The organism is Lacinutrix sp. Hel_I_90, assembly GCF_000934685.1.
In the GTDB taxonomy this organism is placed as follows: domain Bacteria; phylum Bacteroidota; class Bacteroidia; order Flavobacteriales; family Flavobacteriaceae; genus Lacinutrix.
The window spans coordinates 39529-61103 of record NZ_JYNQ01000001.1 but is presented as its reverse complement, the minus strand read 5'-3'; the positions used below and the strand labels follow the sequence as shown (position 1 = coordinate 61103).

Below are 21575 nucleotides of genomic sequence, written 5' to 3'. Positions count from 1 at the left end.
TTGTTTCAGTTTTAGGCTGTTAAACAATATATTTGTAGTAATTAATTATTCAGAATTAAACGACCAAAAAAACAGATAATAACTAGTCATTAATTTAAGCTTATTTTTTAACTATAACCTCAAAAAGAATGCACTATTTTACATCTAAAAAAACATAAAAAACAAAATGAAGTTTATAGTTTCAAGTACTTATTTACTCAAGCAATTACAAGTTTTAGGCGGTGTCATAAACAGTTCAAACACCTTACCAATTTTAGACAATTTCCTTTTCGATATTGATAATAACGCATTAACCGTTTCGGCTAGTGATTTAGAAACAACAATGTCTTCAACTTTAGAGATAGAAAGTGATAGTAAAGGAAGTGTTGCAATTCCTGCGCGTCTATTATTAGATACTTTAAAAACCTTTCCTGAGCAGCCCTTAACGTTTACTATTGAAGATAATAACATCGTTGAAATTAATTCTAATCATGGTAAATACGCATTGGCTTATGCCGATGGTGCTGAGTTTCCAAAAGCGGTAGCACTTGAAGATCCTAGTGCTACAACCATTGCAGGTCATATTTTAGCAACGGCAATTAGCAAAACTATTTTTGCTGCTGGAAACGATGATTTAAGACCTGTAATGAGTGGTGTCTTTTTTCAGTTTTCTACAGATAATTTAACTTTTGTAGCAACAGACGCTCACAAATTAGTAAAGTATACGCGTGAAGATGTAAGTGCCTCTCAAGTTGCAGAGTTTATTATGCCAAAGAAACCCTTAACATTACTTAAAGGCATTTTAGCGGCAAGTGATGAAAATGTAACGATTGAGTACAACGATTCTAATGCGAAATTTACATTTGAGAATACGATTTTAATTTGTCGTTTAATAGATGGGAAATATCCTAATTACGAAGCGGTAATCCCTAAAGAGAATCCGAATAAACTTACTATTGACCGTACACAGTTTTTAAACTCTGTAAAGCGTGTGAGTATTTTCTCAAACAAAACAACACATCAAATTCGTTTAAAAATTGCGGGTGCTGAATTGAATATCTCTGCAGAAGATATTGATTATAGTAACAAAGCAGAAGAACGATTAACCTGTGATTATCAGGGAGATGATATGCAAATAGGCTTTAATTCTCGTTTTTTAACGGAAATGTTGAATAACCTAAACGCTACAGACGTACAATTGGAAATGAGTATGCCTAACAGAGCAGGAATTTTAACACCAGTAGATGGTTTAGATGAAGGTGAGCATGTGACTATGTTGGTGATGCCAGTGATGCTAAATTCTTAGAAAACGAGCAGCGTTAGTCCTAAAAAAGATTTTTAAAAAGCCACAATTCTTATAGCGTTGTGGTTTTTTTGTTTTGAATAATAAACGAACGTATTGAAGTTACTGGGCTGTCAGGCTTTTTTTCAATGAAGTAATCAATGAACATGATAAATAGCATCAAAAAAAAAACGTTATTCGAAGGGTAGGCTAACCTTATAACCAACTTAAAGAAACGTTTTACGGTACATCAACCAAATGCTGTCTATTCATATTGCAATAGAAATGAATGCAAACAAGGTTTTTAAAACAGTGATTAATGACTGCGTTATTTTTGCATTTATTATTACTTTTCGAGTCATCAATTTGGGAAGAGCGAAACAATGCTGCTGTTGTTTATATACACTGTATCGCTGCAAATCCCAAAATTAGAGCCTAACATTATCAAAATAAGGTAATGTAAAGCCTGTTTGAATTAAAGGTTTAAGTACACCTTGTTTTAGACTTACACGACTTTAGACACTAAACGAATTAAAAAGCCTACACCATTATTTATATTAGAAATTGCTGATGCTTTTTGATCATTAGAGCTCGTTGCATTATGTATTTCCTGTAATACTTTTATAGCATTTGCATTAGTAATTTTACTTTGAGTTATAAAATCATTAATTTCTGAAACGTTCAAGCTTGTTAAACTTGCCATTTGTGTATTGAGTTCTGCATCGGTTTGCGAAGCTGCATTTTCTGCTAAATCATTCCAATTGATATCTGCCATAATGTTCTCGTTTTAATTTAGTTTCAAAATGTTATTCACTTCTAATAGCTTACTCATATCGGTTCCAGTCTTAATCAATAAACCATCTATTGTGCTTTCTACTTTTTTTACATCTACAGAATCTCCTGTTAAGTCTTGTATAGAAGATAAAGCATTATTTTCAGCTTTTTTAAGTTTTACCGCAGAATTAATTAATTGCTGTAAGGCTATTGTTGCTTTACTATAGCTCACATAATTAGTATTTAAACTGGTTATTATGTTCTGTTGCTGGTCGCTCAGAACATTTTGAAGCGAATCTTTTTTCCTATTGATTACTGGAATAACACTTTTCATAATGTTAGGAAGCGCCTTTTTATAATCTAAACTATCAGGTAATAGTGCTTCGTATTTTTTTATTATAGTAGGCGTATATTCGTTTGTTATAAACGCATTAATAACCTGCTTTCTTTCTTCGAAAAGCTGATTGACTAAAATAATATTTAGTTGGTGCATTTCATCAGCCTCTTTTATTATTTCTTGAGTTAGGGTGACTGTTGTGGGTGGTATAGAAGCGCATCCTAAAAAGAGTAGACTGCAAATACACACTATTACATAACTTATATTTTTCATACTCGATTTTAGTTTTAAGAATTAACAGGAATAAAAATTGATTTAATTCTGTTTATAACACCTTGTAAAATGCTAAAAATAGCATCAGAAGAAAAGCCTCCAATTAATGCTAGTATACTTTTATTAAACAAGTTTATGTGATTAGGGTCTGTTAAATAGAGTGAGAGTACTTCGGCTAAAATTAAACCAGCAATAATTCCTAAGACAATTTGTGCCATATATTCTATAGACTCTTCCGGAAGTAAAATGCCCTTTTTAACGGCAGTACTCACGTCTTTCAACAAATAGAATAAGACACCCAATCCTGAAACCGATGCCAAGTAACCAAGATTTAACAGTAGTGAAAGCCCTTGATTATTCATAATTCCTTTATCTAAAGAATTATTATTAACATCAGGTGAAATGCCTGTAACTATAAAAATAACTAAAAACATAACGGCTAAAATGATTAAGTTTCTAACCAATGGTAACTTATTTATAAGCGATTTATTTTCACCTTCCTGATGCAGTTTTTTAGTAAACTCAATAGATTTTGGTGTCGCTGGTGCTACATTTTTACATAAGAGATTGTGAGCATTAATTAAATCATCAACTGTACTGTTTTGAATTAATGTGTTTATATCTGTATTAATTATGATACCGTTATAGACAGCGAAGGATAACATATTATTAATCTCAGTACTTAATTCATCAATAATATCCTGAGATATTCCTGATTTTGAAGTATCAACAGCATTGCTTCTAACTGGTTTTTTAATATTGGAATCTATTACTGTAGTCATATATCCTAGTTTGTTTTGATACTATTAATAATTGATAAAATTAATAACTTAAATAGATATAAAAACAGGTACTTATACGGTATTATTCGTTTAAGTAAATCTACTAGGAATCCAAGGCGTCATAAAAAAAACAACAAACTATTAGGAACTAAAAAACGCGTACTTTTCAGTACGCGTTTACCTTTTATCTCTTAATTAATTATAACTAACTAATAAAACCAACTCGTGAGATTTCTGCATTCGCAGGAAAACACTAACTAATAAAATTAAAAGATAAAGGATATTTTGGGTTTTCACCATGACTGGCTTTAATCGCATTTACAATGGGGAATAAGACCGAAACAACACCTAAAACAAGGAAGCCTAACAAGCCTAAACCAAAAAATAAGATTAGAGGAATACAGATGATACAGTTTACAATTAAACTTAATTGAAAATTGATGATGTTTTTTCCATGTTCATCTAACTGGTACGATTCATTCCGTTTGCTTAACCAAATAATTAATGGTACAATTAAACCGCCAAAGCCTGTGAGGACTGTTAGCAACTGACTTAAATGGGTTACGACTAATAATTGTCTCTCTTCTTTCATGATTGTAGCGATTTGATGATTGATACTTATATGACGTTCAATCTTTTAAAATGTTACAAGAAATTGACAAAAAATAATTTTAGAGCTGACTAAATCCGCTTTCTTTTGATTAAAAAAATCATGCTCTTTTTTTAAAAAGAGCTATACATCCCCAGATCTGTAGTACTCATTTATACTATCAAAATCCCCGTTACTTCATTTAATTGAAGGCAGATGTTTTTTTTGAAGAAGCAAGCGGAAGGTTTAACGGCAAATCGCAAAACCTATTTTAAATCCTATAGCGTACTACCTTCAAGGTTCTTAAAAACGTGCAGGATAAAATGCCTAAAAATATTAATGAGGTAATTTTTTTCTTAACAAACCATAAGCAAAGGTTCCCAAAAGCGCTCCAAAAATTAACACTAAAATGCTGCTAATAAATCCGGATCCTAGCAACACATACATGGGCCCTGGGCATGCACCAGCCAAAGCCCAACCTAAACCAAAAATAATACCCCCAACCATATAACGAGTGAACCCTTTATCTTTTGGTTCAATAATGATGTCCTTTCCGCTAAAATCTTTTGCTTGAGTATATTTAAAATAGGTAGTGATAATGATTCCTAGGACAATAGCCGAACCTATTATGCCATACATGTGAAAGCTTTTAAACTGAAACATCTCATAAATACGAAACCAAGAAGCGACTTCCGATTTTATAAATAGCACGCCTAATAATAAACCGATACTGAAAAATGATAAAAACTGTCGCATATTAAAATATAATTGGAAAAATTAAATGAATCATAACTAAGCCGCCAATAAAGAAACCAATAACCGCTATTAGCGATGGTAACTGCAAATCACTAATCCCTGAAATCGCATGACCAGAAGTACAACCTCCTGCATAGCGCGCACCAAAACCAACCAGGAATCCTCCAATAAGTAAGATGGAAAACCCTTTAAGGGTTAGCAAACTTTCTAAACTAAATAGCTCTGTTGGCAAAAAGGAGGTGTTGGTACTAGTAATACCTAAGCCTTGTAATTGGTCAACAACATCTGGATGCACTTGTGGGGCATGAGGTGTTAAAAATTGAAAGGCAATAATACCACCGACGATAACACCAGCAACGACATACAAATTCCATTTTGAAGACTTCCAGTCATACTTAAAAAAATCTGAAAATTTCCCTGCCCCACCAATAGAACACATGGCTCTTAAATTGGAGGACATTCCGAATTTTTTACCCATTTTAAGAAGTAAAAACATGACAAGCGCAATTAATGGCCCTGCAACATACCAAGGCCAGGTATTGTAAATTAATTCCATAAAAGATTTATATTTTTTTTATTTTTTTAGTGTTGATGGACAAACGAAGTCTGAAACCGGAATACCTACTTGCTTAATAGCTCCCATACCTCCTGCAATATCAATCATGTTATGAATGCCCCGACTTTTTAAAATTGAAGCTGCAATTACCGATCGATAACCACCAGCACAATGCATATAAAAGGGTTCTTCTTCTGGAAACTCACTCAAATACTTATTCAAATCATCTAAAGGCGTGAAATTTGCACCTTCTATATGACCCGCAATAAATTCACCTTCTTTTCTAACATCAAATACAGGGATATCTTTATTGGCTTCAAGTCTGTCTTTAAAAGTTTCAGCTGAAATAGACAATAGATCATCTGTTTGTTTTCCTGAGCTTTTCCAGGCCGCAAAACCACCTTTTAAATAACCAATTGTATTATCAAAACCAACACGTGATAACCGTGTAATTGCTTCTTCTTCATTCCCTTCATCAACCACTAATAATAAGGGCTGTTTTACATCTGCGATTAAAGCCCCAACCCAGGGTGCAAAGCCCCCTTTAAGACCAATAAAAATAGACCGTGGAATATGTCCTTTTACAAAATCTGATTGATGACGTACATCTAATACTAAGGCTTCCGTTTCATTTGCCGCAGCCTCAAAGTCGTCTGAAGATAGTGCTTGTGCGCCTTTAGCAATGACATCATCAATATGCGCGTAGCCTTCCTTATTCATTTTTACATTTAGCGGGAAGTATTTTGGTGGTGGTAACAAGCCTTCGGTCACCTCTTTTACAAATTCTTCTTTAGTCATATCGGCACGTAAGGCATAATTCATTTGCTTCTGGTTGCCTAGAGTATCTACCGTTTCTTTCATCATATTCTTTCCACAGGCAGAACCGGCACCATGTCCAGGATACACAATAACATCATCTGCCAAAGGCATGATTTTATTTCGCAAACTATCAAAAGACAAACCAGCTAAATCCTCCATAGTCATATTTGCCGCTTTTTGGGCCAAATCTGGTCGCCCAACATCTCCTAAGAACAGCGTATCGCCACTAAAAATAGCATGATCTTTTCCGTTTTCATCCTTTAGAAGATAGGTCGTGCTTTCCATGGTATGTCCAGGTGTATGCAACGCTTTAATGGTTATTTTCCCTAATTTAAACTCCTGTCCATCTGTAGCAATAATGGCATCAAACGATGGCTTTGCTGTTGGACCATAAACTATTGGCGCACCTGTTTCTTTAGAGAGCGTTACATGCCCACTTACAAAATCGGCATGAAAATGCGTCTCAAAAATGTATTTTATTTTGGCGTTATTCTCTTCCGCTTGAGCAATGTAATCTTTAACTTCTCGCAACGGGTCTATGATTGCTACTTCCCCTTCACTCTCTATATAATATGCGCCTTGCGCTAAACAACCTGTATATATTTGTTCTATTTTCATAAAATTTGTATTTATTTTTTTCAACGTTACAAAGTTAACGAAGATTATTCATTTTGAAAGTAACCTATGTTACAGTTAGTGGTTTACAAAAAATTCAATATAAAAAATGAAAATGGCCATTACTAATATAAAATAGCCAAAGCCTTTTTTTAGCTTTTTTCCGTCGACGAAGTTGCTTAAATAGCTTCCTATAACAATACCTATTAGCGATAATACCGTAAATACTATTAGAAATTCCCAATCTATAGTCATGGTAAATGCATCTCCTAAAAAGAAACCTAGTAAGGATTTAAAGGCAATGATAATAAGAGACGTACCCACAGCGATTTTCATTTTTACATTCGCTAAGATCACCAGTGCAGGAATGATTAAAAAGCCACCGCCTGCGCCTATGAATCCTGTTATTCCTCCAACAACTAAACCTTCAATTAAAATAAGTACGTAATTGTATTTTATTGCACCAGTTATTTCTCTTTCCTTGTCCTTTTTTAACATGGAAATGGCAGCAGGAATCATTAAAATGGCAAAGAGACCGAACATGCCCATGCGCCTAGTGAACTCAAAATCGTATATACTAAATAGCACATTAGGCAACACAGGAACAAGGTAATGGCGCACTAAGGTTACCCCTATAATAGCTGGAATTCCAAACACAACAGCCGTTCGCCAATCTACATAGCCTTTATAATGTTGTTTTATTCCGCCAAACAAAGCACTTGAGCCTACAATGAACAGCGAATATGCGGTCGCCACTTTTTCATTTACCGAAAATAAATAGGCCAACACCGGAACGGCTAAAATAGAGCCACCGCCACCTATTAACCCTAATAGAATTCCTATTAGTATTGCTCCGAAATATCCAAAAATTTCTATTGTATTCATACACTTAATTTCTGCAAATGTATAGCCTTATATTGGTAGGTAATGTGACTAATGTTACAAATCTATTATTTTAATAAAGTTACGTTGTAATTGTATTTGTTTATTGTTTTCTAGGGCTTTTAGCAATCTGGAAATAACAACTCTAGAGGTATGTAAGTCATTTGCAATCTCTTGGTGTGTTGTTTGTAAACAATCGTTGTGGTTTACTTTGGCTTTATCTCTTAAATATTTAAGTAAGCGTTCATCCATTTTAAGAAAGGCAATATTATCGATAGTTTCAAGCATCTCCATAAGTCTTTCGTGGTAGCTTTGGAGTATAAAATTTTGCCAGCTTTTATACTTACCCATCCATTCACTCATTTTTTCAACAGGTATCATAATAAGCTTTGTCTGTGTTTCAGCAATGGCTCTAATTTCACTTTTTTTATCTCCTATGCAACAGGTTATCGTCATAGCACAGGTGTCACCTTGTTCTATAAAATAAAGAATAAGTTCATCTCCCTTTTCATCTTCACGAAGAATTTTAATTGCTCCTGACAATAATAAAGGCATGGCTTTTATTTTTTGTCCGATATCAATGAGCATAAAGTCTTCTGGAACTTCTTTATAGCTCCCTACTTTTTCGATTTCCTGAAGCAATTCATCTTCAAACAAATAGCCATATTGTGATTTAAGGTTTTCTAGCATTTAACTTTTAATATTTATCCGAGGTTAAATTATTCAATATTTAGGCATAAAACAAATAGGTCCGCTCAAAGTCATATGGTTTTTGGCTGCTGAAAACAAAGCGATAACATCTTATACAACTCTGGATGTTTCTGTTCAAAAAGCTTGGGGCGTTCAAAGAAATACTCTGAAGCTACAGCAAAAAACTCAGCCTGACTTGTACCACCGTAGGTTCTAATATCTGAATCATCCTTATTAATCGCTTCCATTTCTTTGTGCATTAATTCCAACCAGGGTTCAATAAATGCTTTACCCACAAAATAATCCGGAATACCGTCTATATTATTATCCATTTTATCTAGTAAATGCACAAATTCATGTATTGGTGTGTTTTGTTTATCGGTTTTGTTACTAAAAGCCTGTCTAATGGCTTTTCGAGATAAAATCATCTGATTTTCAAAACGGCCTGTACCAACCATACCCCATATTTTTCTGTTTTTATTAGCGGCAGCAAACTGTAAATCTTCATCAAAAGCATCGGGATATACTATAATACCAGAGAGATTATTATAGCTCCAATTTGGGAAACCAAAAACAGGTATAACGCCGCTTGATGCAATAAGTATTTTATCTAGTTCATCAATCTCCGTTTTAACACCTTCAATATGAATTTCGCTTAGAAACAGCATGATTCGCTTCTTGAAATCTGCTTGTTTTGATTCTGAAAGGTTTTTATAAAACAACACATGCTTTAACAAACTAGGATGCCAATGGTTTGGGAAAATGGCTGCTTTTTTAGTCTTAACCTTGGTAAACGCATATATAACAAAGGCTACTAAAAGAATAAAAATAAATATATAAATCATATAAGAAATGTATGACCGCAAATTATCGCAATTTATAGAGAGAAAAAAATAACTTGTCGTAAAAGCGCCTATAATAATTATCTTTGCGAAACTAAAAGAAAAACTCCAATGCATAAAGCTGTTTTATTTGACATGGATGGTGTGATTGTAGATACAGAACCACTGCACAAAAAAGCGTATTATATGATGTTTAATCATTATAATATCGCTGTCTCAGACACACTCTTTCAGAGCTTTACAGGACAATCTACAATCAATGTGTGCAAACAGGTTTGCTCGGTTTTCAATTTAGAGCATCCAGCAGAAGTGCTTGTGAGTAAAAAACGGGAGTACTTTAAAGCCTTATTTTTTAATGATCCCGATTTAAAACTTATTGATGGTGTTTTAGACTTGATAAAGAATTATTATAATAATGGCTTAACCCTAGTCTTAGCCTCTTCTGCTTCTATGACTACGATTGATAATGTATTTACGCGCTTTGATTTAGATCAATATTTTAAGGCTAAAATAAGTGGTGCCGATTTAAAAGCCTCGAAACCACATCCTGAAATTTTTGAAAAAGCGGCTGAGCTTTCAGGTTTTAAAAAACAGGAATGTATGGTCATTGAAGATTCTACGAATGGTATAAAAGCGGCAAAAGCAGCAGGCATTTATTGTATTGGATTTGATAGTTTTCATTCTAAAAACCAGGATTATTCACTTGCAGATAAGGTGATTACTAATTTTTTATCTATTCATATAAACTAATACTAAATAAAAGTTAATTGCACAGTAAACCTGAGCTATTTGACTACATTTACTTTGTAAATGTAGCATATGTTAGTCCCAAAAACACCTTTAAATGAATGTGAAAGACAGAAAGAAGTTGAAAAATACCATGTTTTAGACTCTTTTGAAGAGGAATCTTACGATAATATAACTTCAATCATGAGTTTTATTACCGATAGTCCAATTTCGTTTATCACCTTATTAGATAATGATCGTAACTATATTAAATCTAATTATGGCTTTTCTGTCAAAGAATCGCCAAGAGCCCTGTCGTTTTGTGGTCATGCAATAAATCAAGAAGATATATTACTTGTTGAAGATGCCAGAAAAGATGACCGTTTTAAAGACAACCCACTAGTTATAGAACACCAACTTATATTTTATGCTGGTGCACCATTAATAAATTCTAAAGGCTACAAATTAGGCACATTATGTGTTTATGATCACAAACCTAAAACCCTAAATCCAGCACAAATTGATGCTTTGAGAAACATGGCCAAGCAAGTGGTTCATCTCTTTGAATTAAGACTGCAGAATAAGCTTCTTAAAACGTCTCAAAATATTATAACAAACAGAAATACAGAACTGGAAAAATTTGCAAATGTGGTTTCTCACGATTTAAAATCACCACTAGCAAACATTATCTCTTTAACAGAATTATTAGAACAAGAAAATGAGGGTAAATTAAGCGAAGACTCAAAAACCTATCTTAATTACCTAAAATCTTCATCAAACGCTTTAAAAGATTATATAGATGGTATTTTAGCCTACTACAAAAATGATGACCTTCTTAAATTTGATAAAGAAACGGTTTCATTTAATAGTTTAATGCATGAGATTCAAAAAATAGCTATTCCTAATGACGACAAGATTAGTTTTACGTTTACAGAAAACGCGGGGGATCTAACCATTAACAAATCTGCAATTTTAAGAATTTTGGTTAATTTGGTTATAAATGCTATAAAGTATAATGATAAAGACACCATCGAAATTAGCGTTAATTTAAAAGAAAGCGCAAAAGATTATCATTTTACAGTTTCTGACAACGGAAAAGGTATTGCTAAAGAGAAAATAGCTACTATATTCGATTTATTTGCTACAGAAGGTGTTACTGACAGAAATGGCAATATGGGGACAGGTATAGGTTTAGCTTCAGTAAAAAAACTTATTGAAAGTCAAAACGGTAAAATAAGCGTGGCGTCTTCTCCATCTGTAGGTAGTCGTTTTCTATTTAATATTCCTAAAAAATAATGAAATAAAATAGATAATCTAAGCTACTAAACTGTACCATTGTTTTACTATGAAAATGTGATAAGTTAAACCGATATAAACAGTAAGTTTCTATTTTAACTTTATAATTAATCAGTATCTTAGCGCTTCAAATAAATCTATTAAGATGGAATTACGCATTTCAACAACATTTTTTTTTAGCAGCATTGGTTTTTATAATAACACCTTATATCTGTTTAATATAAAAAAGGAACAACGGACTATTCCAATTTTAAATACACAATAGTTTAAATCTTTCACAGTAAAATGTATTATAGTAAATGCTGTAATTTATTAGATATTAAGGACACCAGTTTTTTGAATTGAATAGCTATGACCTTAAAAAGTAAAGCAATCTTTAAACAGTATCTTCAAGTCATTACTATTTAAAATTAGCCTCTGTTAAAAGAGGTACATAAACCATTAAACGTAAATTCAAACAGACAAAAATTATTGACTTTCTAAACATAAAAAATTTCAAATTAAACTTTAACTTTTAAGCCATGCTTTTATGAAACACCTTTCTCTTTTCTTTTTATTAGTACTTTTATTTAATTTTTCTATTAATGCGCAAGGTCCTCCACCTGTTGGCTGCCCTATAACTGTCTGGAACGGTTCAAGCTGGAGCAATATTACGGGTCCTAATCTTGGAATAGAAGCTATTATAGATGGAGATTATGATACAAACTTATTAGGAATAGAAAGCTTTACGTGCTGCCAACTTACAATAAATGCACCTTACACACTAACTATAGCTCCCTCTAATTATGTAGAAGTAAGAACTATAGCCAAAATAAATGGTAACCTTATAGTACAACATCAAGGTTCTTTTGTTCAAAAAGAAGACTTAATAAACGCTTTTATAGTTGGACCAACTGGAAGTGCTACAGTAAATAAAAGTTTTAACTCTACTTTTTCTACTGCTGTCAAGTTATGGAGTTCCCCTATAAAAGGGGAAACAATTGATGAAACTTTTACCAACACACCCTCTTTTGGTGGATACCGTTATTATTATAAAACTGAAAACTTTCAAGACTTAACTTATGAGGAAAATAATAATAACGCAACGAATCCAGGTATTGGTGTTGATGGTATAGACGATGGAGCTCCCTTTGCTTGGAATTTTGCATATTTAAATTTACCTGTTGAGTCTGGTGTGGGTTATATTACAAGACAAGCTCCTGGTTCTGCTGGCATAGGCACTTTTAATTATGCCTTTGATGGAGAATTCAACAACGGTTATATAGAAGTTCCTATTACTAGAAATGACGCAAATTTATCGCCGCCTGCCGGCACAGCTCCAGGCAATGATAATAATAACGTATTTATAGGCAACCCTTATGCTTCAGCAATAAGTCTAGAGGCTTTTTTACTCAAAAACACCTATGATCCTGTTAACAATACTACCGGAATTCTTGATGGCTGTGTCGCTTTATGGTCTGCTTCTGCGCCACCAATTAGTAATAATAATGGAAATGAAAGTTTAAATTATAGCGTATCTGATTATTTTTATATGAATTTTTCAGGCCCAACCTTAAACGTTTGCGAATCGTTGCCATTTACGACTTGTGCACCAGATGCCGGTGGTACGCCTTCTCCTACACCAGACCCCTCTATTTCATCAGCGCAAGGTTTTTTTGCTAACTTCTCTGACGATATCCCATCAATGTCTCCTTTACCAACAACTGGTAAAGTAATATTTAATAACGCCATGCGAATTGTAGATTTAAATGAGAATTTTTATAAAACCTCTTCAAGCTCTAAAAGCACTCCTTTAAGTAATAAACTTTGGCTTAACTTAAATAGTTCATCTGGAATAAATGAAAATATTTTATTAAGTTATGTAAATGGAGCTACAAGTGCTAATGATGGAAGGTCTTATGATTTAGATTTAGATATCCCTTATGCTATACCTTACAGCTTAATTTACTTTAATATAGACGAATCAGAAGAAAAGTTTAGAATACAAGGTAAAAATCCAAGCGACTTAAACAGTAATGAGGAAGTCTCTCTTGGTTTCTATAACTCTATTGAAGCTGTAGATGCTGCGCCAGAGGAATTTGCAATCTCAATTACGCAATTTCAGGGTGAATTTATTCAAAACCGCACTACGTTCTTAGTTGATAATTTATTAAATGTTTGCCATAATTTAACTGATTCTCCTTATTTCTTTACCTCTGAAGTGGGTGAATTTAATGAACGTTTTAAAATAGTATTTCAAAGTTGTGATTATTCTGAAGCCTGTAATGTTATTTTTGATGCTTTTGCTGGCTCAATAGCGCCCCAAGGAAAATGTGGGAAATATAGAATCAAAGCGCCAAAGGGTGATTATAAAGGCTATAACGTTGTTTTAACACATCAAGGAACAGATATTAATGTTCCTACCAATGGAGCAAATACGACATTTTTATATACTGAGAATGGTAACTATATCGAAGTCTTATCTATATTTGACGAAGAGACTGGTGAATTATGTTACAGAGGAGATGTAGAACTAGTAGTAGATTGCTTTAAAGATAAAAAGACATTATCCATCTACCCTAATCCTGCAAGAGATACTTTTAATGTTAGACTAAACAATACGTCTGAACAAATAGAACGTACTGTCTTAAGAAACTTAATGGGTATTATTGTAAAACAAAGTAATGCGAATAGCATGCGTATTACTAGTTTAAAACCTGGTGTGTACTTTGTTGAAGTAACTAGCAAAACTGGGAAGACCTATAGAAAACAATTAGTTGTGAAATAAAATTGTTTTAATGGCATAAAAAAAAATGAGAGAAGCGATTCTCTCATTTTTTTTATATTATATATGGTCAAACCATTAGGTCTCGAAATCGCAGTAGGTCATTCTTTTATACAAACTGTATTTCAATTTAAGAACTAGTTTTTCCTTATTATTCGCTTTTCGTTATTAAAAGCGACTTCAATAGAATCTTTATAAAAAGCAACCACATTAAAGCCTTCAATAAAAGCTTCTGATGCTTTTTTTCTATAGAGCTTCTTGTTTATCTTAATTAGCAAAAGCGGTTTACCATGCGCCTCTTTAACAAACCCTAGATAATCAATAAGTGGCCATTTCTGATTTGTAGGTATTGCTTGTTTTATTACTTTTTTTGTTGCACCTAAATTGGACTTCACTTCTTTAGGCGTTTTAAAATTGCCTAAAAAAGGGTCTCTTTGATAATCTTTAAGATTAATCGTGTCTTTGGCTACCTGAGCAATTATTTTTGCTTCAGGAAGGTTTTCGGTCGCTATTTCGGTATCCTCATCAAAAACCATAGTATTAATAAACTTATACAGTAAAATGCTCCATATTATGGTGACCCCTACTATTAAGACTCTATTAATGTTTTTTTTCGACATCTATATTAATTTACTGTAATCTTATTATAACCAGAATAGGCGCTTTCATTACCCGCCTGGTCGCGGGTTTTTACTCTCCAATAATAATCTCCTGTTACTACAAAAGTAATGCCTTGTGTTAGTGTTGTCGTTGAATATACTTCTGCGTTGCTGAAATTTGTATTTGTCGCAATTTCAAGTAGATGTGTTAATGGTGCATTAATATTACCCGGATCCGTTCCAGAATCCCAGTTAAAAACAACATTTGTATTTACTACGGCCGTAGCATTATTGGCTGGACTCAACAGACCTGGTACATTAGGAACTGTTGAGTCAAAAAGAATACTTCTGCTGGCATATATTGTTTCTGTCATTGTAGTTGTATTAAGCGCTTTTACTTTCCAAATATATGCCGCATCTTCATTAAGATAACTACCATCTATAGTGTAGGTGGTTGCTGTAATTCCTGCTTCTTGATAAAGTGTCGTTGTATTACCAGATAGTCGTTTTTCCAATTCAAAGGTATAGGAGTCTGCAGAGTTTATACTTGCCCAAGTGGTAATAATGCCATTTCCGGAGTTAGTATAATAATTATTTGTAGGTGTATTTAAAAAAACGGTTTGGTTTGTTAAATCGTTTGACGCCTCAACCGAAAACGCTATTGGAAAAGTATAAGCCGTGTGATAAGCAAAATTTTCTCCTCTTACTCTCCATTTAAAAGCCCCAGGATTTAGAGGATACTCTAAAGTGGTTGTTGACACCACAGAATCTAAAATAACCACATTGGTATTATTTTCTATTTGAACCCGATAGTCATCTGCACCTTCTAAATTGTTCCATTGAAATGAGACCGCGTTAGAGGTAATTACTTGTCCAGAACTTGGCGTAATGGTTACTACTAGATCATTTGCTAGATCTTCTTCAACAATATCATCACAACTAAAAACAGACAAGACCAGTAGTGATAATAAACTACTAATTAGTGTCTTATTTATTTTGAATCTCTTTTTCATAATTTTGAAATATAATTTTTGAATATAATTTTTGTTGTCTTGTTTTATAATCCTTCTTCTTAAAAAAACTAACATTAACAAGTCTTGAAAAAGAAAATTCTCTCTCAAAACGATATACTGTAGTTAATAAGTCTTCAAAGCTGCCTTCTAGAGTTAATTGATTAGAGTAAATAACAAAACCATTATCACTTGCATTATGAACTTCCTCAATCGTGACAACAGACACTTTATCACTAGTATTTGTAACAAAATTAAGTATTTCTTGTTGTACTAGTTCTGGCTCTACCCCGTCTTCTCCAATTAAGTTATTTAGGAATTTAATTTCGCTGTCTAATACTCCAATATCGCTAGACGATTCGTTTATAAAATCTAATCTTTCAGACAATTGTTTGCTTTCGTTATACGAATTAAGTGTTAATTTGAAAGATCTCTTATAGGCTGTAATACTTAAAACAACTCCAATGAGTATTAAGATATAGAACTTCTGCTTATATGTTAAATTATCAAACATCTTATTTAATCATCAGTTTAATTTCGAAATCGTAATTATTACTCTTATTCGATTTATAGACTATAATGTCTAATTTTGAAATCCACTCTACTTTTTTAAGTCCTTTATACCAGTTATTAAAGTTAATATTTGATGCTGATTCTCCTTTTAGAGTGATGCTATTTTCATTAAATTTAATTTTCTCTAATGGCTTGACCTTTTTGCTGTAAGGAAAAACATGAAACTCACTTAATGTGATCGTACTAGGCAGATTTGTGGTTAATTCGTTGGCATAAAATGAAAGAAACCTATTAGTGAAAACACCAGATTCATTTAAAATCTCTCTTTTATTATCTCTATCGCTTTGAAGTTCTTTAATAATATCAAACGTTTCCTGTACCGATTGAATACTTGAATTGGTATTTACAACCTTATCATTATAATGACCTAACAACAAATAACTAAGTAATAATAAAACAAAAAAACCACCAAGAATAAACATTCCTAATAACTGATAATACTTTTTAAAACTGGCTTCTTCTTTATTCTTTATCAGAAAATCCTTATCATAAACAAACTCCTCAGAAGGTTGAAAATAATTAATAGCAGAACCTAAAAGCACCGTTTCTTTTTCAGATAGCTCTTGATCATCTATGGTTAATACGCTCTTCTCTTGTGTTATTTTAAAATCTGACAGCTTATTTTCAGAAACAAACAACTCCGTCGTGTTGGCAATAAAACTTTCTTTTTCTGTAACATACGCTAATAGAGACGTGATAAATGGACCTATACTATAATCTATAATTAAATAATTAGAGGCATTGAAGAGACTAATATATTCCTGTACTTTCTCTTTTCTTATAACAGAAATGAAAACATGCTTTTTCTGAAGGTGTTCATAAAAATAAAAATCATTTTTATCAACATTTAGCAATGCTTTAGATTTGTAATCTGGAACATTGGCTGTTTTTTTGTTTAGAACCCCTTTTCCAGAAAAGTTTAATATAACAGGAGATTTATTGTCTACGGCTTTTTCCAATGCATCAAACGTATCGTATGATGATTGCTCTATAATTAATAATTTATTTTTTTCTTGAGATACTTTTAAGACGTTATAGACTACACCTTCATTTTTAAAGTGTAAGCCTACAACGGTTACTGCTGTATGTTTTAATAATTTATTTTTTAAACTACTAATCATCAATACGTGACTGTTGGTTTAATCAAAATATGTAATTTTGATTTCGATTTCTTTTTAGACCGACCACTAAAGAACCATTTCAAGACTGGAATTCTAGATAAAAAGGGCACACCAGTTCCCGAGTTTTCTCTTGTGAGTTCATCTAAACCGCCAAGAAGTGTCATTTCGTTATTTTTAACTCGTATTTCAGAATCGAAAGATTGCGTCGCTTTTCCTGGAGGTGCGTTCTCTCCTGCCCTACCTAGGAATGAGTTTTTTTCAACCCTTAATTTTAAAGTAATTTGCTCATCTTTTGAAACAAAAGGCTTAATTGTTACGCTTAGATTGGCTTCTGTTGGCTTCCAAGTTCCAGACTGTGTTATTGTAGGGTTCAATCCTGAATTAAAAATATTATTATTCTGTTCAAAATAATAACTGGTTTCTCCTATGGTTAACGTTGCTTCATGACCACTTAAAGTTGCTATTTTAGGAGTAGATTCCAGTTTTACTATTGAATTATTTTCTAAATACTGTAAACTCGCATAAAACTGCTCTGTAACTTTTCCTAAATTAAAAATACCAAAACCATTAAAGATATCTATTAAGTTATTGACAGACTTCGCATTCAAATTGACATCACCAGTAGGAAATAAAATACCAGAGGTTACTCTATCTTTTCCATCAGGATCTAAACCTGCTTTTAATCCTGTTTGAATGTCATGAGATTTATTATACTGAACAATAAAAACTTCCAATTGTACCATTGGGACTACGATATCAATTTGATAAATATAGAGTCGCAATTCTTCAATTTTGGGCTTGGACCCAGAAACAATTAAACCATTTAATTCTGGAAATTCTTTAACTTCGAGATCTTTTTTTAATTCTGCAGGAATAGAGTTCATCACACTTTCAATAGTTCTATTCTCTAATTGAATTAATTCTGTCTCACGCAGCCCCTCTTCACTTCTTTTCCCTATAAAATAAAACCCAGAATCGTCTTGATTGTAAGTATACTCTTTACCTCGAAAAGCAATAGTTAAAAGATCATTAAAACTAATTTCGCTAGCCACTAATGTTGTTTTTATATCGTCTGGTAAGGAATACATGTAATAGTTTAGCTTCAACTGCTCTGCTGCTTCCATTAAAAGGTCGGTAACTTCTGCTTCTTTAGCATTAATATTTAGAAACCCAGAGTTTGAAGTGGTTACTTCATAAAACCCTTCTCCTTCAGATTGCCCTGTATTATTTTGTGTTCCTTTTCTTCTTCTGTTTGATATATTCGAATTAGTGACAACAGTTTTTATCTCTTTTGGTGTTTCGTCTTTTTCAATAAAATAAGAACCATTTTCATTTTTAGTGACTATTAAACCGTTGGATTGCCCAATCATGTTTAAAATATCATCAAATGGCCTATTTTGAAAGTACCCTGTGACTTTAATACCTTTAACAGCAGGTGAAATAATAATATTTTTTCCAGATTCCTTGGTTATTTTTTCTGCTACTCCTGGTAAAGAATCATTTTTTAAATTTACAGACAAAAATTGATTTGCTTTGTTGTATTTAACGTCTATAAGTTTTTCTACGCGCTTTTCTATGACTTTTTCTTTTTCCTTTTGCTTCTTAAAAACAATAAATTGATTTACAAATTCAACTTCAATATTGTGCTGCTTAATTAAGAAAGTCAAAACCTCCTTTACAGGAACGTCAAAATAATTACTCTCTACTATTGTGTTTAAACTTGGGTCAACATCGACATTCAACTTATGTTCTAACGCCAACGAACTTATAAAGGTGTATAAATTAAGACCTGTGACTTCAGATTCTACTTTCTCGTTAAGTCCAGGCTGCTCTTTAGACAGTACTTCAAATTTTTGCTCTATCTCATTTAATGTCAGTTGTTGTCCCTGACATAAGTAAGCAAAAAACAACATTAATACTATAACTGTTTTTTTCATATTATCCGTTTATCAATATCGCATATACTTCTTCTAATGAGGTCTCCCCACTAGCAAATAGCTTAAATGCTTTATCTGATAGTTTTTCTATATTTTCTATTCTATTTTGCTCTAAGTTTTGAGCATCTGTTTTTATTCTATTGGCTAACTCTTGATTTACAGGGATAACTTCGTAAATAGCTCGACGTCCCTTATAACCTGTGTAATAACATGCTTCACACCCCTTAGCTTTATAATGCGCTTTAATTTTGTGAGGCGGATTGAAATTTCTTGGGAGTTCTTTTTCATCAAAATCATGCACTTCTTTGCAAGACACACATAATTTTCTTAATAAACGCTGTGCCACCGAAACGTTTAATGTTTCAGCAATTAGAAAAGCAGGTACACCCATATCTACTAACCTAGAAATGGTTCCTAAAGCCGAGTTTGTGTGTATGGTAGACAAAACCAAATGTCCAGTTAAGGATGCTCTAATCGCCATTTTAGCTGTTTCTGCATCTCTTATTTCACCCAGCATAATAATGTCTGGATCCTGTCTTAAAAAGGAACGTAAAGCACTCGTGAATGTTAGCCCAATATCTTCTTTAAGCTGCACTTGATTAATGCCTTTAAGTGTATATTCTATAGGGTCTTCAACGGTTACAATATTGCTTCTAATTTTATTTAAAAGCTTTAAAGTTGCATACAGTGTGGTTGTTTTTCCCGATCCTGTTGGCCCACTTATTAATACTATACCGTTAGTGTTTTTAACCCCTTCAAGATAAATTTCTTTTTCTTCAGCTTCAAAACCAAGTTGATCCAAATCTATGTTTGAAGCATCTTTTCCTAAAATACGCATCACTATTTTTTCGCCATGCAATGTTGGTAAAATAGACACACGAATATCAAAATCGCTATAATTTATTCTACCGTCTTGAGGTAAGCGTTTTTCGGTAATATCAAGATTTGCTTTAATCTTAACTTTATTAACGAGTTCTAAATAATTTTCTTTTGGGATTCTGTATTTCTCAATAAGTAAACCATCGATTCTTAAACGTACTCTCGCTTCTTCCTCATAAACCTCAAAATGAATATCACTACTAGACATTCCTTTTGCTTCAAAAATGAGATTTTCTAGAAAATCTTCGTTATTTAAATTTACTGTTTTGTCTTCTGTTTTATATTCGTTTTTACGATAATATACCGATAATGCTTTCGAAATCCTCTGTTCTGAAATCGGCATTAATTTTATAGAATACCCAAGAATCATCTCTAATTCTTCAAGACTATCGTTAGTATTAGAATCTGCAGTATATAAAATTAACTCATTATTAGAAATAGCACTGGGAATCACTCTATAGTGCTGAGCAACTTCAGCATTTATTAGTTGCTGTATCTCTACGCTAATATGGATGTCATCGCTATTTACCATAAAATGTTGTGGGTATAAAACAACTCTGTAGTAGTGGCTTTGTTTAACAGAATAAAGACTAATAAATAGAGAGAGAGGTAGCCTGCTAAAGGCACGTGTAACTCTTTCCTTTTATTAAAAAGCAAATGGCATAGTGCAGAAAACAACATGCCTGTAATAAAGAATAGAATATAAGTGGTTGAATAAAACAAAGGGATTATCGCTATAAAAAAGATAATGTCACCTAAGCCTATTGCACTATTTATTGGATTGATTATTTTTTTAGACTTTATTGAAAAATAGATAAAAAGACCTAGCAAGACTAAAAACAAAAAGCTTGAGGTTATGAATAACTCGTTAAAATTTTGCTTTAAATATATAAAACGGCTAAGACCTACAACAAACAAGGCTAAAGGTAAAACATAGTGAATAGCCCTATGCTTTACATCCTGAACAAGGATTAAAAGTAGGATAACAATAAGTATTATGGTAGTAGTTAGGAGCAAAAATTTAATCTTTGACGGTTTCTAAGAGAATTTTTCTATGGTCAATTTCCCAAGTATTGTAATTACCATCATCATCAAAATCTTTAACCGAAACTGCTCTGGCTTTAAATGTATTAACAGATGCGTCTATAATTTCAATCTTGTAAACGCCTTGCCCTCCCTGATCTATTGTTAATTCTTGTTCAAAGCCTATTTCTTCAAAACTTGAAGAATATTTAGAAAACCTGAAGTTATAGCTTTTTTCTAATCCATATAAATGATTGAGCATTTTTTGAGCTTCTATACTTCTGGCTTGTGCCACAACTGACGTTTGATTAGGCAATACCATCATTAATAATATACCTATTATAGCTAGTACTATTAAGATCTCTGTTAAAGAGTAGGCCTCTAAATATTCCTTTCTATTTATTTTCTTATTCATATCATTGAATATTAATGGTTTCGATGTCTTTAGCAGGTAATAATTCGCGAAAATAT

22 protein-coding genes are annotated in these 21575 nt (G+C 32.6%); 4 read left to right on the top strand and 18 right to left on the bottom strand.

The annotated features are described in order from the left end of the window. Positions 1–166: 166 nt before the first annotated feature. Positions 167–1285 (top strand): DNA polymerase III subunit beta, encoded by a 1119-nt coding sequence (gene dnaN / locus GQ46_RS00200; RefSeq protein ID WP_044397295.1) that lies wholly within the window; start codon positions 167–169, stop codon positions 1283–1285. Between the two features lie 481 nt (positions 1286–1766). On the opposite strand, the gene GQ46_RS00195 is transcribed toward dnaN, so the two are convergent. From GQ46_RS00195 to GQ46_RS00150, 10 genes are all read right to left on the bottom strand, one after another. Next, positions 1767–2036 (bottom strand): hypothetical protein, encoded by a 270-nt coding sequence (locus tag GQ46_RS00195; protein ID WP_044397294.1) that lies wholly within the window; start codon positions 2034–2036, stop codon positions 1767–1769. Between the two features lie 12 nt (positions 2037–2048). Then, positions 2049–2645 carry a hypothetical protein gene (locus tag GQ46_RS00190; RefSeq protein ID WP_044397292.1) on the bottom strand — a complete coding sequence of 199 codons (597 nt, stop codon included), beginning with the start codon at positions 2643–2645 and terminating at the stop codon, positions 2049–2051. A gap of 14 nt (positions 2646–2659) precedes the next feature. Continuing rightward, positions 2660–3427, bottom strand: a complete 768-nt coding sequence (locus GQ46_RS00185) for a hypothetical protein (protein WP_052503363.1) — start codon at positions 3425–3427, stop codon at positions 2660–2662. A gap of 253 nt (positions 3428–3680) precedes the next feature. After that, a complete protein-coding gene (locus GQ46_RS00180; protein WP_044397290.1) occupies positions 3681–4019 on the bottom strand; it encodes a DUF4870 domain-containing protein in 339 nt (112 codons plus the stop codon). A 333-nt stretch (positions 4020–4352) separates the two neighbouring features. Next, on the bottom strand, positions 4353–4772 hold the full coding sequence (locus GQ46_RS00175; protein WP_044397288.1) for a DUF6691 family protein: 420 nt from the start codon (positions 4770–4772) through the stop codon (positions 4353–4355). 1 nt (position 4773) lies between these two features. After that, positions 4774–5328 carry a YeeE/YedE family protein gene (locus GQ46_RS00170; RefSeq protein WP_044397286.1) on the bottom strand — a complete coding sequence of 185 codons (555 nt, stop codon included), beginning with the start codon at positions 5326–5328 and terminating at the stop codon, positions 4774–4776. A gap of 18 nt (positions 5329–5346) precedes the next feature. Further along, positions 5347–6765, bottom strand: a complete 1419-nt coding sequence (locus tag GQ46_RS00165) for a rhodanese-like domain-containing protein (RefSeq protein ID WP_044397284.1) — start codon at positions 6763–6765, stop codon at positions 5347–5349. A 75-nt stretch (positions 6766–6840) separates the two neighbouring features. Beyond that, positions 6841–7647 (bottom strand): sulfite exporter TauE/SafE family protein, encoded by an 807-nt coding sequence (locus GQ46_RS00160; RefSeq protein WP_044397282.1) that lies wholly within the window; start codon positions 7645–7647, stop codon positions 6841–6843. A gap of 54 nt (positions 7648–7701) precedes the next feature. Further along, positions 7702–8334: a Crp/Fnr family transcriptional regulator gene (locus GQ46_RS00155; protein ID WP_044397280.1), complete on the bottom strand. Its 633-nt coding sequence runs from the start codon at positions 8332–8334 to the stop codon at positions 7702–7704. Positions 8335–8405: 71 nt separating this feature from the next. After that, the gene (locus tag GQ46_RS00150) at positions 8406–9179 is read right to left on the bottom strand and encodes a zinc-dependent peptidase (RefSeq protein WP_044397278.1); all 774 of its coding nucleotides are present in this window, start codon (positions 9177–9179) and stop codon (positions 8406–8408) included. Positions 9180–9287: 108 nt separating this feature from the next. Here GQ46_RS00150 and GQ46_RS00145 point away from each other — a divergent pair, with 108 nt between their 5' ends. From GQ46_RS00145 to GQ46_RS00135, 3 genes are all read left to right on the top strand, one after another. Next, positions 9288–9926: an HAD family phosphatase gene (locus GQ46_RS00145; RefSeq protein ID WP_044397275.1), complete on the top strand. Its 639-nt coding sequence runs from the start codon at positions 9288–9290 to the stop codon at positions 9924–9926. Between the two features lie 69 nt (positions 9927–9995). Next, a complete protein-coding gene (locus tag GQ46_RS00140; protein ID WP_044397273.1) occupies positions 9996–11198 on the top strand; it encodes a GAF domain-containing sensor histidine kinase in 1203 nt (400 codons plus the stop codon). A 529-nt stretch (positions 11199–11727) separates the two neighbouring features. Continuing rightward, positions 11728–13965 (top strand): T9SS type A sorting domain-containing protein, encoded by a 2238-nt coding sequence (locus tag GQ46_RS00135; RefSeq protein WP_044397271.1) that lies wholly within the window; start codon positions 11728–11730, stop codon positions 13963–13965. A 134-nt stretch (positions 13966–14099) separates the two neighbouring features. Here the strand turns inward: GQ46_RS00135 and GQ46_RS00130 are convergent, their stop codons facing one another. From GQ46_RS00130 to GQ46_RS00095, 8 genes are all read right to left on the bottom strand, one after another. Beyond that, complete coding sequence (locus GQ46_RS00130; protein WP_156133062.1) at positions 14100–14582, bottom strand: hypothetical protein; 483 nt, start codon at positions 14580–14582, stop codon at positions 14100–14102. A 5-nt stretch (positions 14583–14587) separates the two neighbouring features. Next, a complete protein-coding gene (locus tag GQ46_RS00125; RefSeq protein WP_044397267.1) occupies positions 14588–15574 on the bottom strand; it encodes a hypothetical protein in 987 nt (328 codons plus the stop codon). Continuing rightward, a complete protein-coding gene (locus GQ46_RS00120; RefSeq protein ID WP_156133061.1) occupies positions 15549–15959 on the bottom strand; it encodes a hypothetical protein in 411 nt (136 codons plus the stop codon). The genes GQ46_RS00125 and GQ46_RS00120 overlap by 26 nt, the downstream gene beginning before the upstream one ends. A 127-nt stretch (positions 15960–16086) precedes the next feature. Next, positions 16087–17265 carry a hypothetical protein gene (locus GQ46_RS00115; RefSeq protein ID WP_044397263.1) on the bottom strand — a complete coding sequence of 393 codons (1179 nt, stop codon included), beginning with the start codon at positions 17263–17265 and terminating at the stop codon, positions 16087–16089. Beyond that, positions 17265–19202 carry a type II secretion system protein GspD gene (locus GQ46_RS00110; protein ID WP_044397261.1) on the bottom strand — a complete coding sequence of 646 codons (1938 nt, stop codon included), beginning with the start codon at positions 19200–19202 and terminating at the stop codon, positions 17265–17267. Before GQ46_RS00110 ends, GQ46_RS00115 begins: the two co-directional genes overlap by 1 nt. A 1-nt stretch (position 19203) precedes the next feature. Further along, positions 19204–20613 carry a GspE/PulE family protein gene (locus GQ46_RS00105; RefSeq protein WP_044397259.1) on the bottom strand — a complete coding sequence of 470 codons (1410 nt, stop codon included), beginning with the start codon at positions 20611–20613 and terminating at the stop codon, positions 19204–19206. Then, positions 20607–21098 (bottom strand): prepilin peptidase, encoded by a 492-nt coding sequence (locus tag GQ46_RS18115; protein ID WP_197077318.1) that lies wholly within the window; start codon positions 21096–21098, stop codon positions 20607–20609. Before GQ46_RS18115 ends, GQ46_RS00105 begins: the two co-directional genes overlap by 7 nt. A gap of 4 nt (positions 21099–21102) precedes the next feature. After that, a complete protein-coding gene (locus GQ46_RS00095) occupies positions 21103–21519 on the bottom strand; it encodes a type IV pilin protein (RefSeq protein ID WP_044397254.1) in 417 nt (138 codons plus the stop codon). Between the last annotated feature and the right edge of the window lie 56 nt (positions 21520–21575).

What these genes read in the sequence shown, in the direction of transcription:
- GQ46_RS00130 (WP_156133062.1), bottom strand. Translation starts at nt 14,582, where the DNA reads ATGTCGAAAAAAAACATTAATAGAGTCTTAATAGTAGGGGTCACCATA.
- GQ46_RS00155 (WP_044397280.1), bottom strand. Translation starts at nt 8,334, where the DNA reads ATGCTAGAAAACCTTAAATCACAATATGGCTATTTGTTTGAAGATGAA.
- GQ46_RS00115 (WP_044397263.1), bottom strand. Translation starts at nt 17,265, where the DNA reads ATGATTAGTAGTTTAAAAAATAAATTATTAAAACATACAGCAGTAACC.
- GQ46_RS00150 (WP_044397278.1), bottom strand. Translation starts at nt 9,179, where the DNA reads ATGATTTATATATTTATTTTTATTCTTTTAGTAGCCTTTGTTATATAT.
- GQ46_RS00190 (WP_044397292.1), bottom strand. Translation starts at nt 2,645, where the DNA reads ATGAAAAATATAAGTTATGTAATAGTGTGTATTTGCAGTCTACTCTTT.
- GQ46_RS00165 (WP_044397284.1), bottom strand. Translation starts at nt 6,765, where the DNA reads ATGAAAATAGAACAAATATATACAGGTTGTTTAGCGCAAGGCGCATAT.
- GQ46_RS00105 (WP_044397259.1), bottom strand. Translation starts at nt 20,613, where the DNA reads ATGGTAAATAGCGATGACATCCATATTAGCGTAGAGATACAGCAACTA.
- GQ46_RS00135 (WP_044397271.1), top strand. Translation starts at nt 11,728, where the DNA reads ATGAAACACCTTTCTCTTTTCTTTTTATTAGTACTTTTATTTAATTTT.
- GQ46_RS00095 (WP_044397254.1), bottom strand. Translation starts at nt 21,519, where the DNA reads ATGAATAAGAAAATAAATAGAAAGGAATATTTAGAGGCCTACTCTTTA.
- dnaN (WP_044397295.1), top strand. Translation starts at nt 167, where the DNA reads ATGAAGTTTATAGTTTCAAGTACTTATTTACTCAAGCAATTACAAGTT.
- GQ46_RS00195 (WP_044397294.1), bottom strand. Translation starts at nt 2,036, where the DNA reads ATGGCAGATATCAATTGGAATGATTTAGCAGAAAATGCAGCTTCGCAA.
- GQ46_RS00125 (WP_044397267.1), bottom strand. Translation starts at nt 15,574, where the DNA reads ATGAAAAAGAGATTCAAAATAAATAAGACACTAATTAGTAGTTTATTA.
- GQ46_RS00160 (WP_044397282.1), bottom strand. Translation starts at nt 7,647, where the DNA reads ATGAATACAATAGAAATTTTTGGATATTTCGGAGCAATACTAATAGGA.
- GQ46_RS00145 (WP_044397275.1), top strand. Translation starts at nt 9,288, where the DNA reads ATGCATAAAGCTGTTTTATTTGACATGGATGGTGTGATTGTAGATACA.
- GQ46_RS00180 (WP_044397290.1), bottom strand. Translation starts at nt 4,019, where the DNA reads ATGAAAGAAGAGAGACAATTATTAGTCGTAACCCATTTAAGTCAGTTG.
- GQ46_RS00110 (WP_044397261.1), bottom strand. Translation starts at nt 19,202, where the DNA reads ATGAAAAAAACAGTTATAGTATTAATGTTGTTTTTTGCTTACTTATGT.
- GQ46_RS00185 (WP_052503363.1), bottom strand. Translation starts at nt 3,427, where the DNA reads ATGACTACAGTAATAGATTCCAATATTAAAAAACCAGTTAGAAGCAAT.
- GQ46_RS00140 (WP_044397273.1), top strand. Translation starts at nt 9,996, where the DNA reads ATGTTAGTCCCAAAAACACCTTTAAATGAATGTGAAAGACAGAAAGAA.
- GQ46_RS00175 (WP_044397288.1), bottom strand. Translation starts at nt 4,772, where the DNA reads ATGCGACAGTTTTTATCATTTTTCAGTATCGGTTTATTATTAGGCGTG.
- GQ46_RS00170 (WP_044397286.1), bottom strand. Translation starts at nt 5,328, where the DNA reads ATGGAATTAATTTACAATACCTGGCCTTGGTATGTTGCAGGGCCATTA.